Raw genomic sequence first — 15,223 nt, 5'->3', positions numbered from 1 at the left:
ATTTTTATTGTATTCGGTGCAAATTTATTGCGTATATTGAATATAGCACGGAGCTTGAAACGTAAAAAGTATGTTAACCAATAGAGGCTGGTGTTAACTGGTTTGATAATCTACTACGCTAGACTCAGATTTGGATTCTGTAGCGCTGTTTGGATTATTAAAAGCAATTGGAGTTAATAGAAAAGGCGAAATTAAGGAAGTTGTATGAGATTTTTAGTTATCAGGTCAAAGTAACAGAGCCCAGTGTTGGACTCTGTTTATAATGATTAGCTGGCTTAATTATTTCTTCTTTTTCAGTCCAAGACCCAGTTCGCGTCCGCGGATCCGAGCATAAAATGGAAAGCCAATTAATAAACAACCGATAAGCAGGGTTTCTATAACAGCAAACAGTGTGTCTGTTTCTGTAACATACACTAAGGTTAGTGCGTGCAGCATATAAAGGCATAAAATAAAACTGGCCCACGCATAAGTATATGGCTTACCAGTTAAAATACCTTTTAGTGGTAATAGCAGTGGCACTATCCATAATAGGCTAAACAACATGCTGTATTCGCCGGTTAACCCTTGCTGAACAAACCATGCCCCTAACATCATGACCAATGCCACGTATCCTGCACGGCAAAGTTTAAATAGGGTATCTGAGCTCATTTTATGCTCCGTTAGATAATCGTCAGTACGTTTTCTGGCGGGCGACCAATTACAGCCTTATTATTTGCCAGTACGATTGGGCGTTCGATTAATTTAGGCGTAGCAATCATTGCCTGAATAAGATCTGCGGTTGATAATGTATCGTTGTTTAAGCCTTGTTCTTTATACTCGGCTTCTTTGACGCGCATCACCTCTCGAGGTGCAACATTCAGCTTCGTGAGGATCTCTTCAAGTTCTACTGCCGATACTGGCGTCTTTAAATATTCAACAATTTCTATGTTGCAATTGTGCTCTTCTAATAAAGCTAAAGTCTGACGGCTTTTTGAGCAGCGCGAGTTGTGATAAATTTTAACGTTAGTCATTGTCATATTCTTGTTATTAAACCTTGGCGCTATGATACTGTATTTTGTGACCATAGTCACAATGAAACCACAACAGTTAAACTCTTGTTATTGCAATTGCTCTAGGGCTCGATCTGCCTGTCTAAATTGTCTAATTCTTGCCTCTATTCGAGCCAATTGTAGCGCGTCACCTTTTGACTCTCGATAAGCAAAATTGAGTTGGTCAATTGCTGTTTTGTAATCGGCAATAAGCGCTAATGACTCAGCTTTTACAAAATGCTGCATCGCCTTGTTACCACTCTTTTTATAGGCTTCAGTAAGTAGCAAGTATGCAAGTTGATCTTGCTTGTCGAGGAAAATTAAATCTTCTAGTAGCGGGATTGCTTTATCTATCTGGTTATCTTCCAGATAGATATTGGCTAAATTGGTATTCACCACAGGAGACGTCGGTTTTAGCTGCTTTTGTGCTTTTAAAAGAGCGATAGCCTCGTTATTGGCGCCACGTTGATTAAGCAAATCTGTTTTAGTGTCGATATAAAATAGGTTATTTGGGCTTTTAGCCAATAGTTCGTCAATGATAGCTTCTGATTCTTTGAACTTCTTTAACCTAAACAAAGCTAATGCTTTGCCATATTCAGCGGCACTTTTGAAGGTATAACGATTGTGTTTTAGCTGCTGATTAAAGATAGATAATGCCGCTTGTTCACTATAGCCCGAGAACCTGACTTGGATCCGTGCCTTGGCTAGTTGAAAGTCAAGATTATCCGGTACATACCTGAAAGGGTATCGCTCAGCTCGCACACGTGCTTCTGAAATTCGTGATTCTGGCAATGGGTGAGTCAGCAACATTTGTGGGGGTTTAGTGGTAAATCGGTAGCGAGTGGCTAACTTACCAAAAAAGTCTGCTGCACCATTAGGATCAAAACCAGCGTCGACCATGATTTGCATACCAATACGGTCAGCTTCTTTTTCGTGTAAGCGGGTGTAGTTAATTTTAGATTGCGTCGCTAGTGCTTGGGTCGTTGCAAGGGCTGCCATACCCGCCTGAGGAGAAGCGATAGTCAGTAATATTGCGCCTAAAAGACCTGCAATGGTTGCTGGAGAACTTTTCTCTTGAGCTTCAATTGAGCGAGCTAAATGGCGTTGAGTGACGTGGGTGATTTCGTGACCAATAACAGATGCGAGTTCGCTTTCGGTATCAGCATTTAAAAATAAGCCCGTATGAACACCTACATGGCCACCAAAAAATGCGAATGCGTTGATTTCATCATTACGCAGTAAAAAGAAGTAAAAAGGCGTTTTTACTCCGGTTGCATGGGCAACTAATTTGTTGCCTAGCTCTGTTAGGTACTGATTTAAAACCGGATCATTAACCATTGGCGCAGAACCGCGGATCACTCGCATATATGCGTCACCGAACTCGGTTTCTTTTTCTAAGCTAAAAGTATTAACGGCTGCTGTACCTAAATCAGGCAAGTCATTATTGGCGTAGCCCATTGGAGAGCTAGTGCATAAGATAAATGACAGGGCACCTGCAATAACGGATTTCGATAATGTTAATTTACTCAAGCGGATCCTTAATTTGGGCTATGCTTCTATTATCACTCGGTCACAGAACTTGCTTGTGGAATGCGTGGCCTTTAGGATAATAGCCTTAGATTGTTTATAGCAAGTTCATTATGATTATTATTGATTTAACATCTTATCGCTGCCCGTTACCGCTTGTGAAAGTGAAAATGGCGTTAAAGCAGCTTTCAACGGGTGATAGTGTGCATGTTTTATTATCCGACCCTGGCTCTAGGCAAGATGTTCCCCGTTATTTAAAAAAAATCGGCGTATGTCACTCCATCGGTGAAGATACAGACACAGTATTATCTTTAACGGTCACTAAATAGAAAATAATTTAAGCAATTTTACATAGGAAAAATATCATTATAACGATGACTGCAAAGGACTATAATAGGTCGTCAAACTAGGGAGTATGAATGTTATCTGTTTTAAGTCGTTGGTATAAAGAGCGTTTTAGTGATCCACAAGCTGTTACTTTAGTCCTTATCCTTGCAGGTCTTGCGCTTGCAATCTACTTTGCGGGTGGTTTATTAGCCCCATTATTAATCGCCCTCGTTCTGGCATTTTTACTTGAGTGGCCCGTGGCCCAAATGGCACGGATTGGCATCAACCGAACCACAGCTGCATCACTCGTATTAGTCCTGTTTATAGGCTTGATGTTATTAATTACCTTTGGTTTAGTTCCTAGTATCTGGAAACAAGGTGTGAGCCTTATTGCTGATCTTCCTAGTATGATAGACAAAGGCTTAATCACTGCTCAAAGTTACATTAATCAGTATCCACAGTTCGTTAATCCCGGTCAGCTTGATATCATGGTTGAAGAGATTAAAAAGATGCTCGATACCCAGCATTTACTTGATATTGGTAAGCAGCTACTCGGGTATTCAGCTTCTGTATTAGTGGTGATGGTGTACGCAATTTTGATCCCGTTGTTGGTGTTTTTCTTTTTAAAAGATAAAGACGAGCTTATTAAAGGCAGTAAGCGATTTTTTCCAACTAACCGTGATTTAGCGCGTAAAGTGTGGAACGAAATGCACCAACAGATCTTTAACTATATTCGCGGTAAGGTGATTGAGATCGTGATAATTGGCGTTGTCAGTTATATCTTTTTTGCGTTTATGGATCTGCGTTATGCAGCATTGCTTGGGGTTTTAACCGGCTTATCGGTGCTAATTCCTTATGTTGGTGCAACCTTGGTCACTCTGCCAATTGCACTGGTAGCATTTTTTCAGTGGGGTGTGAGTCCTGAGTTTGGCTACTTGATGGTGGGTTACGGTGTTATTCAGGCGCTTGATGGCAATGTATTAGTGCCGATTTTATTTTCTGATGCGGTTGATTTACATCCGGTATTTATTATTGCTGCGGTATTAATTTTCGGTGGTTTATGGGGAGTTTGGGGAGTATTTTTTGCCATCCCATTAGCCTCATTGGTTAAGGCGGTAATTAACGCTTGGCCAGTCCCTGAGGCCGAGTCCACTGCGAAAGTTAAAAACGCTGAAGCTACTTCAAAGCTTGAAAAAGAAGCATCTTAATAGTTAAGTAGGTGATGTACTGTAAACCTAAAAAGCAGCATTTATGCTGCTTTTTTAATGGCGCGTTTTTACCTGATTAGCCTAGCCTTGTGCTCTTTAGTAGAGATTGTCGAATTACCCTTATACTTTCAAACTCAAACTCAAACTCATTAGGGGATGATTAACGCATTTTGCGCACTTGCCGCTAACGAGCGATAGATAACACTGGTTTGCTTAGCTTTAATATTCCAGTGCTGCCAATATAAAGGCACTTGCATTCTTTTGTTCGGAAATACTTCGACGAGTTCGCCAGAGTCCAAAAGGGATTGGGCTTGTAAGTGACCAACTAGTCCGTAGCCCATGCCCATTTTAATCGCTTCTAAAAAGCTTTCAGAGGAGGGGATCTTATGTTCGCGCCAACTTTTATCTGTGATCCCAAAATAAAAGCTTAAAAATTTATCGTGTAGTTTATCTTTAGTTGAAAACACAACCGCTGGGGCGAGGGCAATGTCTTCGATGGTTGAGTTGGCTTCAAAGTACTGTTCTATAAAAGCCGGCGTTGCGACACACAGATACTCCATATGACCAAGAAACTCACTGCTGCAACCTGTTAGCGCGAGGTGTGAGGTTGTCACGCAGCCCACAGCTTCACCATTTTTGAGTAGATTGTGGGTATAAGCCTCATCATCAATGATCAACTCTAGAAGCCATTTATGATGTTTAAACACTTCGACTAAAGCGGGTAAAAACCAAGTTGCTAAGCTATCGGCATTGACGGCTATTTTTACAATTGTCGGGAGTGATGGATCATCAACATCCATCTCTGAGCGTAATTCGCTTTCGAGTAATTGCACCTGTGCATAATGGCGCAATAGCCTTTTACCTGTTTCTGTCGGCCGCACTGGATTTGCGCGAATGAGTAGCGACTGGCCGACTTTATCTTCTAGCTGTTTTATTCGCTGTGATACAGCAGATTGGCTGATAAAAAGGTGTTGTGCAGCTTTATCAAAACCACCTTGTGCAACAACAATCGAAAGCGCTTTTAAGTGGGCGTAGTCGAACATAATGACCTTACATGGTTTGAGTTTTAGCAAATACTTTACAGTATAAGTATTTTTAATAGGTTATTAAATTTATTAGTTGTACTTATTTTTGCTCGGGGATTATTCTTCGCCCTATTGATTTAGACGATTTTTGAGGCAGTAATGCAAACAGCATTTATACAAGGTATGGGAATAGGCGGCAGCCTAATCATGGCAGTAGGCGCACAGAACGCTTTTGTTTTAAAACAAGGGCTTAAACGTTCACATTCATTACCTATTGCAGCAATTTGCTCTTTTATTGATGCGGTTATGATTACTGCGGGTGTTGCAGGTTTAGGACATTTAATTTTGGCATTTCCTTTAATCAAGGATCTTGCGAGTTTTGGCGGGGCAATCTTTTTATTGTTTTATGGTTATAGCGCGCTAAAGTCTTCATTTAACGATAACCGACTTGATAGCGATGATGCACAAGTGGCTGATAGTCTGCAAAAAGCGGTATTGACCACCTTAGCGATTAGTTTACTGAACCCCCATTTGTATCTTGATACTGTGGTATTACTTGGCAGTATTAGCGTGCAATTTGAGGGTACAGAGAAGCAGTGGTTTGGTGCGGGCGCTGTGTTAGCCTCTTTTGTGTGGTTTTTTAGTTTAAGTTTAGGTGCTAAATACTTAAGCCCGATCTTTAAAAAGCCAAAAGCTTGGTGTTATTTAGACCGTTTTATTTGTATCACTATGTGGTCGATAGCTGCTGCACTGATGTATCCGTACATTGTGTAACGTGTAAATTAGCTATAGCTAGATCTAAAAAGGAGCCTAAAGGCTCCTTTTTGTCGGTTTTAAATAATCACTGAAGTAGTGGTTTGTTAGTTGCTAGCTATTTTGTAAATGAGCTAATACGACTTCGTGATGATCTTTGGTTTTAAACTTATTAAATACGTGAGTGATATTACCATCTTGGCCAACTAAAAAGCTAAGTCGGTGAATTCCATCATATATCTTACCCATGAATTTCTTTTCACCCCAAACGCCGAAAGCGTCTGCAATAGCATGATCTTCATCGCTTAAAAGCGAAAAGTTGAGCGATTGCTTATCAGAAAACTTTGCGAGTTTAGCAACAGGATCTGGACTTAAGCCAAGAACTGTTACCGATAACTCATTAAGAGGCTCTTTACTATCCCTTAAACCACAGGCTTGCACTGTGCAGCCTGGTGTGGATGCTTTAGGGTAGAAATAGACAAGTACCGGACCTTTTTTTAGTTCTGTTTCTAGGCTAATGGTTTCGTCAAATTGATTTTGTAGAGTAAATAGCGGCGCTTTATCGCCCACTGTTAAGGTATTCATATATTCTCGATTCCTTTTATTTAGCTTTCTACACCTTGCATACGTTCAATTGTGCATTCAAGTACTAATTCATCTGCAAGTGCAAGTACACCCACTTCTAATTTATCTACATCAACTTTTTCAGGCACATTAATAGTTAAGTTAATGTTTTGTGTAGGATTACCTGATTCATCTTCTTCAGCGTGAGATTTTACCGCAGCAATATCAAGTGAGCGCTCTGCCATAAACTGGGTAATTTTGCCCATGGTGCCACGTTGGTCGCGACCACTAAAGCTGATGTCTAAACGAGAAATGTAGTTCTGAGGCGTATGCTTAGATGTACGCTTCATTACCGTTAGTAATTCAAGCTCAACACTTAAACTCGGTAACGAGGTTTCCATTTTAGTGATTGATGGCCATGAACCCGCAAGCATCATGATTAAGGTAAATTCATTACCAAATAGTGCCATGCGACTATCTACGATATCGCAATCACACTCACTCGCGAGTCGTGCAAACTTACTCACAATACCTGGGCGGTCGGCCCCCATTGCAGTAACGACTAAGTGATTGGACATTCAGTACCCCATATTATTATTTTTTAGACTAAAAAAGCGCCAATTGAAAAGCGCGTTTTATTTGTGGTAGCTAATGCTATCACAAGTTAATCCGTTTGCGATCTCTGTCATTGTGATCAGGCCACTAATTTAATATGTTTCAACTTGATGACGATTATGCTTAAGTCTTGCGTTCTAGTGCTTGTTTTTAGTGGATTGCATCAGTACCATAGCCAGTCCTGAACCCTTGGGGAATACACATGATATACGGAAGCATCGTTGCCTTAATCACGCCAATGAATAGTGATGGCACAGTAGATTATAAGAGTCTTGAAAGTTTAGTTGAGTACCATATCGCCCAAGGTACTGACGCCATAGTTGCCGTTGGCACAACTGGTGAGTCAGCAACACTCCCCCCAAAAGAACACATTGCGGTAGTTGAGCACACGGTAAAATTTGCCGCTGGCCGTATTCCAGTTATTGGTGGCAATGGCGCAAATGCAACAGCTGAAGCGATTGAGTTAACTAAAGCGCTTTCAAAAACGGGTGTAGCAGCAATGCTTGGCGTAACGCCTTATTATAATAAGCCAACACCAAAAGGCTTAATTGCTCATTACACTGCCGTTGCGCAAAGCACAGACATTGCACAAATTTTATATAACGTACCTGGCCGCACAGCGGTTGATATGTTACCTGAAACCGTAGCTCAGCTGGTGGGTGTTGGTAACATCATCGGCGTTAAGGAAGCGACAGGCGATTTGTCACGCGTAAAAGAGTTACGTCGTCTTTGCGGCGATGACTTTATGCTTTATAGCGGTGATGACGCAACTGCCAGAGAGTTTTTAACTTTAGGTGGTAATGGCGTAATTTCTGTAGCGAACAACATAGTTCCTGCACAATTTAAAGCAATGTGCGCCGCAGCATTAGCTGGTAATTTACCTGCTGCTTTAGAAGCTGAAGAATCGATTAAAGATTTATTTTCAGTACTATTTTGCGAAGCGAATCCAATACCTGTAAAGTGGGCTGCTCACCGCATGGGACTCATCAGTCAAAATGAAATTCGTTTACCTTTGACTGAACTTTCTAGTGAGTTTCATGGTCTGTTGCTAGAAGCGATGAAAAATGCCCGAATAGAGGTTCAATAATAAATGCTAAAGCAAATATCTCCTTTAATTTTAGTTGTTGCAGTATCTGCTTGCAGCACGCCAACTGAAAGAAAGTTAGCAAACGATATAGATCAAAACTATCAAGACTTAACTGTAGCGCCTAAATTGATTATCCCTGAAGGCTTGAATCAACCTACCTACAGTAAAGAATATGATATCCCTGAAGTTGGCGCTAAAGTTGATCAAAACTTAGTGGGTAACAGACTTGATATTCGTCCACCATTACAGGTTTTACCTATGGCGGAAGGTACCCGAGTTGAAGAGGGCAGCGAGAATATTAAAGTTGTGGTTGAGTCAATTGACAATGATATCTCACTAAAGCAAGAATTATTCGACGTGTTAAAAGAGTACTTTGCTAAGAAATCGATTCCACTGCGCAGTGAAGATTTTGACAAAGGTACACTTGAAACAGATTGGATTGAAAGCGACGAAGTCATCGAGTCTAGTCTTTGGGGCAGCGATAAAGTTTACAAGTTAAAGCAACGTTACTTGTATACCGTAGATGTGCGTCCACATGGCCGTAGCGGTAACTTAACTATCGATTTAATCGAACATGAAGAAAGCTATGATGGCGACCTTCAAGAAGTACTGTTAAGTGGTGAAGATAAGCGTCGTTACACCATTGATAGACTCAATGATTCAATCAGTTATATCAGTATTGAACGTGCCAAAGCACTTAAAGCTAAGCGTTTAAAAGAAAGCTTAGGTATTGATGTTAATCTAGTGAATGAAGCTGAAGAGCAAGCTTACTGGTTAGCTGATGCTAAGTTTAAGCGTACTTGGGATCGTTTACGTATCGTTCTTCCTGAAATGGGCTTTGAGATCGTTGATATGGACAGCAATAAAAGTTTGCTTTATATCAATGTGACTGATGATTCTGGTTTCTGGAGCTCGTTGTGGAGTGAAAAAGAGCTGCCAATCGAAGCGGGATCTTACCGCATTGAACTTAAAGATGCTGCAGGCGATAAAACAGAAATCCATCTGTTAAACGCTGAAAACGAGCCACTTTCTAATGAAGTTGTTACCGCAGTTTATGAAGGTTTCTCTGAGCTGATGCAAGAAGACCGCAAGGTTCGCTAAATTAGCCCGCTAAGTTAGCACGTTAAAGTTAGCCTGTTAAATTAGCTCGAAAGTGTTATCCCCTAGCGATAACAACGAGTCTACACGCTAAAAAACACTTATCTATGTAAGTGATATTTAAAAGGAGCCTAAGGGCTCCTTTTTTGTGCATAAAAATCAAGCTCTTTGATGGTTTGCTAGACCTTGATACAAAATGTCGCTAAATCCACAAAAGCTGTTACTTGTTGGCTTAGTTTACATGTTTGCCATGAGACCTTACGCGAAACAATTCCTAGCTGATGTTAACCAACTGCTTTAATTGACTTTTAATTGATGTGTGACATTGGCTACTGTACTAGCCGTGTTTGCCTAAGGCTGCTAAATATGACGTGGTTACATTTAACAGTGTGTGACTGAATTGTGTCATTTGTAAGAAAAGGTAAAACGTATTGAAGCAAAGTTATGTCTAGGTAAACTAACGATAATTGAAAGTAGTTTATGAAGGCATCATGAAAAAAATAATAATAATTGTCTTAATCCTTTTAGTTGGCGCGGGATATTTCTATACCCAGCAAGCGCCAGTCAAACAAGCCAAGAAATCACGACCGACGCCTAACGTTGTGGTCACTAAAGCATCAATGGAACCAATACGTGATGAAGTTGAAGCGCTTGGTACGAGTAAAGCGAATGAGTCCATAACTGTCACAGCTAAAGTGACTGAGGTTGTGACTCAAGTTAATTTTAGTGACGGAGATTTGGTAGATAAGGGTCGCTTGCTGGTACAACTCCAAGACAGTGAGCAACGTGCTCGAGTTACAGTTGCTAAGGTTAAAGTTAAAGACCATCAACGCGAGCTTGAACGGATCAGAACGCTGGTCACTAGCCAAACAATTGCGGAGCTTGAGCGCGACCGTCTACAAACATTGATTGATACTGCAAAAGCCGAGTTAGCGCAGGCTGAATCGGCATTACGAGATCGCCGAATCACAGCACCTTTTAGTGGCGCACTAGGGTTAAGACAGGTGAGCACTGGCGCACTGGTATCACCGGGTAACGCAATTACTACGCTCGATGATATATCGGTTATTAAATTAGACTTTTCAGTACCAGAGCGTTTCTTACAGTCGCTTGCATTAGGCAAAAAAGTTGAGGCGACTGCCGTTGCTTTTGATGGTGAAGTATTTGAGGGGAAAGTGATGTCTATTGATAGCCGCATTAACCCAAAAACTCGCGCAGTTATTGTGAGAGCAGAAATACCTAATCCAAAACAGCGTTTGCTCCCTGGTATGTTAATGAAAGTAAAATTGATTAAAACCAGTCGTGACGCACTTATTCTTCCTGAATCAGCCATTATTCCAATTCAAGATAGACATTATGTGTATTGGGTTAATGATGAGGGCGTTATTGAGCAAAAACAGGTAGAACTTGGCCTTCGAAAGCGTGGTTGGGTTGAGATTATTGATGGTGTCGCGCTTGACGAGCAAATTGTTATTCGTGGGCTATTGAAAGTGAGACCAGGCGATAAAGTTAAAGTGACTTTTAGTGAGCGCTTTAGTTTTCTTAAGCAGGCAAGCGTGGAGCCTGTAGTATGATTTTAACTGATCTTTCGGTTAAGCGACCGGTATTCGCTTCGGTTATCAGTATCTTATTAATTGTCTTTGGTTTAGTCGCGTTTGAAAAGCTGCCATTAAGAGAATATCCCAATATTGATCCGCCTGTGGTATCGATTCAAACTAATTACCGCGGCGCGAGTGCTGCTGTGGTTGAAAGCCGAATTACCCAATTAGTTGAAGATAGAATTAGTGGTGTAGAAGGCATTAAACACATCAGCTCATCAAGCAGTGACGGCCGCTCTAATGTGACATTAGAATTTGATGTAGGCCGCGATATTGAAGCTGCCGCAAATGATGTACGTGATCGCGTTTCAGGCCTATTGAACAACCTGCCAGAGGAAGCTGATCCGCCAGAGGTGCAAAAAGCCAATGGTGGTGATGAAGTGATTATGTGGCTGAATTTGGTGTCTGATCAGATGACAACGTTGCAGCTTACTGATTACGCGAGACGTTATTTAATCGACCGATTCTCGGTTATTGACGGCGTTGCCAATATGCGTCTTGGCGGCGGTAAAGTGTACGCCATGCGAGTATGGATCGACAGACAAGCTTTAGCTGCTCGCAATTTGACTGTGGCGGATATTGAGTCGGCACTGCGCTCAGAAAACGTTGAGCTCCCCGCTGGTAGTGTTGAATCAAAAGAGCGTCATTTTACCGTACGTTTAGAGCGTAGTTTTAAAACCTCTGATGACTTTGCCAATTTGGTGTTAGCTGAAGGTGACGACGGTTACCTGATTAAATTAGGTGACGTTGCCAAAGTAGAAATCGGATCAGAAGAGGAGCGAATTACCTTTAGAGGTAACCGTGAATCTATGATTGGTTTAGGTGTATCTAAGCAATCAACCGCTAATACACTGGATGTTGCGCGTGCTGCTAATAAGCTCGTTGATCAAATCAATCCAACGCTTCCAGCAGGGATGGAGATTAAACGCTCTTACGACAGCTCAGTGTTTATTGAAGCGTCTGTAAAAGAGGTTTATCAGACGCTATTTATTGCCATGTTTTTGGTTATTGTGGTCATTTACCTGTTTTTAGGCAGCGTGCGAGCGATGCTTATCCCAGCATTAACGGTCCCAGTGTCTTTAATGGCGACTTTCATCGTATTGTTTGCCCTTGGGTACACCATTAACTTACTTACGCTTTTGGCGATGATCTTAGCGATTGGTATGGTGGTAGATGATGCGATTGTTGTGCTTGAAAACATTCACAGACGCATAGAAGAGGGCGACTCTCCGTTAAAGGCTGCGTATTTGGGCTCACAAGAAGTGGCTTTTGCGGTTGTCGCTACAACGTTAGTCTTGGTGGCTGTGTTTATGCCAATCACTTTTTTAGAGGGTGATTTAGGTAAATTATTTAAAGAGTTTGCTGTTGCGATGAGTGCGGCGGTTATCTTCTCTAGCGTCGTGGCATTAACACTTAGCCCCATGATGTGCTCGAAAGTGTTGAAACCTTCGTCACAAGATCCTTGGTTAGTGCGTAAAATCGATGCGGGTATGGATAAACTTTCAGATGCCTATCGAAGCACATTAAAAAAGGCGATGCGTCACCCATATTTGGTTTCATCACTTATTTTAATTGCCTTGGTTAGCAGTGCGTTTTTAGCCAAAGAGGTACCACAAGAATTTGCTCCGCGGGAAGACCGTGGCTCTATGTTCTTGATTGTGAATGGTCCACAAGGTGCCAGTTTTGAATACATCGAATCTTACATGGATGAGATTGAAAACCGCTTAATGCCACTAGTCGAAGCCGGCGAAATCAAACGTTTGCTTATTCGTGCGCCGCGTGGATTTGGTCGTAGTGCAAACTTTTCTAATGGTATGGCAATTATCGTATTAGAGGATTGGGCGGTTAGACGCAGCGCATTTGAAATTATTGGTGATATTCGCGGCAGGTTGTCGGATCTCGCTGGTGTGCGAGCATTCCCTGTTATGCGCCAAGCCTTTGGCCGCGGAGTCGGTAAACCAGTGCAGTTTGTACTGGGTGGTCCAAGTTACGAAGAGCTCGCTAGGTGGCGTGACATCATTATCGAAAAAGCCAAAGAGAATCCGAATCTGGTTGGTGTAGATCATGACTATAACGAGACTAAACCACAGTTAAGAGTGGTTATCGATAAAGACAGAGCATCGGATCTTGGGGTGTCGATTTCCCATATTGGCCGTACGCTAGAGTCGATGTTAGGTTCCCGTTTAGTCACAACCTTTATGCGTGACGGTGAAGAGTATGATGTGATTATTGAAGGTAATCGCGATAATCAAAACACCGCCAGCGATTTAGAAAACATATATGTGCGCTCTGACAGAAGCAAAGAGCTTATTCCGTTATCGAATCTAGTACATGTGGAAGAGTTTGCTGATGCCAGCCAGCTTAACCGCTATAACCGGATGCGGGCGATTACTATTGAGGCTAATCTAGCCGATGGTTATAGCCTAGGTGAGGCGCTTGATTATTTGAATGATCTCACTCATGAATATCTACCAGCAGAAGCGATTGTGAGCTATAAAGGCCAATCGTTGGATTATCAAGATTCTGGTAACTCAATGTACTTTGTATTTATTCTTGCTCTTGGCATTGTGTTCTTAGTATTAGCGGCGCAGTTTGAAAGCTATATTCACCCTATGGTGATAATGCTCACTGTACCACTGGCTACCTTAGGTGCGCTTATCGGCTTATGGGCTACGGGGCAAACCCTTAATATTTATAGTCAAATAGGGATTATCATGCTGGTGGGCTTAGCGGCTAAAAACGGTATTCTTATCGTTGAGTTTGCTAATCAGTTGCGAGATAAAGGGTTAGCATTCCAAGACGCGATTATCCAAGCAGCTAGTCAACGCTTAAGACCTATTTTAATGACGGGGATCACGACTGCAGCTGGCGCGATACCTTTAGTTCTAGCTGAAGGGGCAGGCGCTGAAACTCGCTTTGTAATTGGTGTGGTTGTATTGTCGGGGATCACCTTAGCAACTTTCTTTACTTTGTTTGTTATTCCTGTCGCGTATTCACTGATGGCTAAAAATTCAGGCTCGCCAGAAATGATTGCAAAGCAGCTTGAAAAAGAGCTTGCTGAGTAATGAGTTAGTTTGGCAAGCGAATTTAAACTAATGAAAAGGCGCCTAAGGCGCCTTTTTTGTGGTTATGTACTGAGTTTATCGTTTGCTAAACGAGTCTTAGATTAAACCAGTCGTACTTCTGGCTCGATTAAAACTCTACACAGATTAACTTGGTTTACAGACGACTATTTATCTTTATGGCTAAGCTCAGCTGTTTGAGATTCAGTTTGCTTACTTTGCTCATCAACTTTGTCTGTGGTCTTGCTCTGCTTATCGTGATCTTTACCAAAGTGGGTCATTTTGTGTTTGGCGCTGTACTTTAGCACAGCAAGGTTACTCGCTATTACACCAAGTACTAATAAAATAAGCAGTCCAACTTCAAGATCTGACATAACCTAATCGCCTCTTTATTTAATCTACTGCTAATCTCGCCTCACAGATGCGAATATCTTCAGGTGTATCCACTTCTGGAAAATCAAAAGCACTAATAGCGACTTTAATTTTATAACCGTATTCAAGCGCGCGAAGTTGTTCTAACTTTTCTAACTCTTCTAAACGGCCTAATGGTAACTTAGCGAATGTTTGAATGAATTTACGTGTATAAGCGTAGATCCCAATGTGTTTGTAAACTGGATATTCGCTAGTGTCACGGCCAAAAGGAATACGAGCGCGTGAAAAGTACAAGGCATTGTGATTATTATCGAACACCATTTTTACATGGTTAGGATCGTTCAGCTGAACTTCATCTTTGATCTCAACCCCTAAGGTTGCCATATCAAATTCGCCGGGATGACGTTCACATAGGCCTACAAGTTGTTCAATGACAATCGGGTCAATAAGTGGTTGATCGCCTTGCAAGTTAATCACTAGATCGTCATCAGCTAAGCCTAGAATGGTAATTGCTTCATCGATACGGTCGGTACCTGATGCGGCATTTTCACCTGTCATAACCACTTTACCGCCAAAGCCTTCTACTGCGTCTTTAATGCGCACATCATCAGTCGCAACATAGATGTCTTTGATGCCTTTTGCTAACGCTGCACGTTCATACACATGCTGGATCATAGGCTTGCCATTAATAGGTGCCAATGGTTTACCAGGAAAACGGCTAGAGCCATAACGGGCAGGGATTAACAAGGTTACATTCATTCAATTTACCTATTTAATATTTAAAGGCTTCGACATCAAAGCCATATATGCATTGTACGTGCTTAAATCTCAGAACTTTTACTGGTGACTTATTGTTACAAGCCAGAGCAAAATTATTCTAAAGCGAGCATGGATATGCTTATCCTTTTGCCTCGTTTAGATTAAAAATGATTATAAACTGGATACTGGAGTGGTTGTTG

The 15,223-nt window shown here is 41.5% G+C and carries 15 protein-coding genes; 7 read left to right on the top strand and 8 right to left on the bottom strand.

Annotated features, from left to right (window positions below; all coding sequences use genetic code 11):
• Positions 1–279 precede the first annotated feature (279 nt).
• The 3 genes from MSG37_RS16585 to MSG37_RS16575 all read right to left on the bottom strand — a co-directional run bounded on the left by MSG37_RS16585 (position 280) and on the right by MSG37_RS16575 (position 2,558).
• Entirely contained in the window at positions 280–648 is a 369-nt protein-coding gene (locus tag MSG37_RS16585) for a DUF2069 domain-containing protein (protein WP_248471770.1), read from the bottom strand.
• Positions 649–659: 11 nt separating this feature from the next.
• Entirely contained in the window at positions 660–1,010 is a 351-nt protein-coding gene (gene arsC, locus MSG37_RS16580) for an arsenate reductase (glutaredoxin) (protein ID WP_248471769.1), read from the bottom strand.
• Between the two features lie 87 nt (positions 1,011–1,097).
• Positions 1,098–2,558: a M48 family metalloprotease gene (locus tag MSG37_RS16575; protein WP_248471768.1), complete on the bottom strand. Its 1,461-nt coding sequence runs from the start codon at positions 2,556–2,558 to the stop codon at positions 1,098–1,100.
• 110 nt (positions 2,559–2,668) lie between these two features.
• Between MSG37_RS16575 and MSG37_RS16570 the strand changes: the two genes are divergently transcribed.
• Both MSG37_RS16570 and MSG37_RS16565 read left to right on the top strand, forming a co-directional pair.
• A complete protein-coding gene (locus tag MSG37_RS16570) occupies positions 2,669–2,884 on the top strand; it encodes a sulfurtransferase TusA family protein (protein ID WP_248471767.1) in 216 nt (71 codons plus the stop codon).
• 90 nt (positions 2,885–2,974) lie between these two features.
• The gene (locus MSG37_RS16565; protein ID WP_248471766.1) at positions 2,975–4,090 is read left to right on the top strand and encodes an AI-2E family transporter; all 1,116 of its coding nucleotides are present in this window, start codon (positions 2,975–2,977) and stop codon (positions 4,088–4,090) included.
• Positions 4,091–4,239: 149 nt separating this feature from the next.
• Here the strand turns inward: MSG37_RS16565 and MSG37_RS16560 are convergent, their stop codons facing one another.
• Positions 4,240–5,133, bottom strand: coding sequence for a LysR family transcriptional regulator ArgP (locus MSG37_RS16560; protein WP_248471765.1), 894 nt, complete (start codon positions 5,131–5,133; stop codon positions 4,240–4,242).
• Between the two features lie 141 nt (positions 5,134–5,274).
• On the opposite strand from MSG37_RS16560, the gene MSG37_RS16555 reads away from it, so the two are divergent.
• Entirely contained in the window at positions 5,275–5,889 is a 615-nt protein-coding gene (locus tag MSG37_RS16555; protein ID WP_248471764.1) for a LysE/ArgO family amino acid transporter, read from the top strand.
• A 93-nt stretch (positions 5,890–5,982) separates the two neighbouring features.
• Here the strand turns inward: MSG37_RS16555 and bcp are convergent, their stop codons facing one another.
• Together bcp and MSG37_RS16545 are read right to left on the bottom strand one after the other, a co-directional pair.
• Positions 5,983–6,453, bottom strand: coding sequence for a thioredoxin-dependent thiol peroxidase (bcp, locus tag MSG37_RS16550; protein WP_248471763.1), 471 nt, complete (start codon positions 6,451–6,453; stop codon positions 5,983–5,985).
• A gap of 20 nt (positions 6,454–6,473) precedes the next feature.
• A complete protein-coding gene (locus tag MSG37_RS16545; protein WP_248471762.1) occupies positions 6,474–7,010 on the bottom strand; it encodes an ACT domain-containing protein in 537 nt (178 codons plus the stop codon).
• 239 nt (positions 7,011–7,249) lie between these two features.
• Between MSG37_RS16545 and dapA the strand changes: the two genes are divergently transcribed.
• From dapA to MSG37_RS16525, 4 genes are all read left to right on the top strand, one after another.
• A complete protein-coding gene (gene dapA / locus MSG37_RS16540; RefSeq protein ID WP_248471761.1) occupies positions 7,250–8,134 on the top strand; it encodes a 4-hydroxy-tetrahydrodipicolinate synthase in 885 nt (294 codons plus the stop codon).
• Positions 8,135–8,137: 3 nt separating this feature from the next.
• Complete coding sequence (gene bamC / locus MSG37_RS16535; protein ID WP_248471760.1) at positions 8,138–9,235, top strand: outer membrane protein assembly factor BamC; 1,098 nt, start codon at positions 8,138–8,140, stop codon at positions 9,233–9,235.
• 488 nt (positions 9,236–9,723) lie between these two features.
• Positions 9,724–10,806, top strand: a complete 1,083-nt coding sequence (locus MSG37_RS16530) for an efflux RND transporter periplasmic adaptor subunit (RefSeq protein WP_248471759.1) — start codon at positions 9,724–9,726, stop codon at positions 10,804–10,806.
• On the top strand, positions 10,803–13,895 hold the full coding sequence (locus MSG37_RS16525; protein WP_248471758.1) for an efflux RND transporter permease subunit: 3,093 nt from the start codon (positions 10,803–10,805) through the stop codon (positions 13,893–13,895). The genes MSG37_RS16530 and MSG37_RS16525 overlap by 4 nt, the downstream gene beginning before the upstream one ends.
• Before the next feature lie 164 nt (positions 13,896–14,059).
• Here the strand turns inward: MSG37_RS16525 and MSG37_RS16520 are convergent, their stop codons facing one another.
• Both MSG37_RS16520 and kdsB read right to left on the bottom strand, forming a co-directional pair.
• On the bottom strand, positions 14,060–14,266 hold the full coding sequence (locus MSG37_RS16520) for a DUF2897 family protein (protein WP_248471757.1): 207 nt from the start codon (positions 14,264–14,266) through the stop codon (positions 14,060–14,062).
• Positions 14,267–14,285: 19 nt separating this feature from the next.
• Positions 14,286–15,023 carry a 3-deoxy-manno-octulosonate cytidylyltransferase gene (kdsB, locus tag MSG37_RS16515; RefSeq protein WP_248471756.1) on the bottom strand — a complete coding sequence of 246 codons (738 nt, stop codon included), beginning with the start codon at positions 15,021–15,023 and terminating at the stop codon, positions 14,286–14,288.
• Positions 15,024–15,223: the final 200 nt, after the last annotated feature.

Origin of the sequence: Shewanella sp. 1CM18E, assembly GCF_023161665.1 — a bacterium.
In the GTDB taxonomy this organism is placed as follows: domain Bacteria; phylum Pseudomonadota; class Gammaproteobacteria; order Enterobacterales; family Shewanellaceae; genus Shewanella.
The sequence above is the reverse complement of the archived record's forward strand: the minus strand, read 5'-3'. Positions and strand labels throughout refer to the sequence as shown.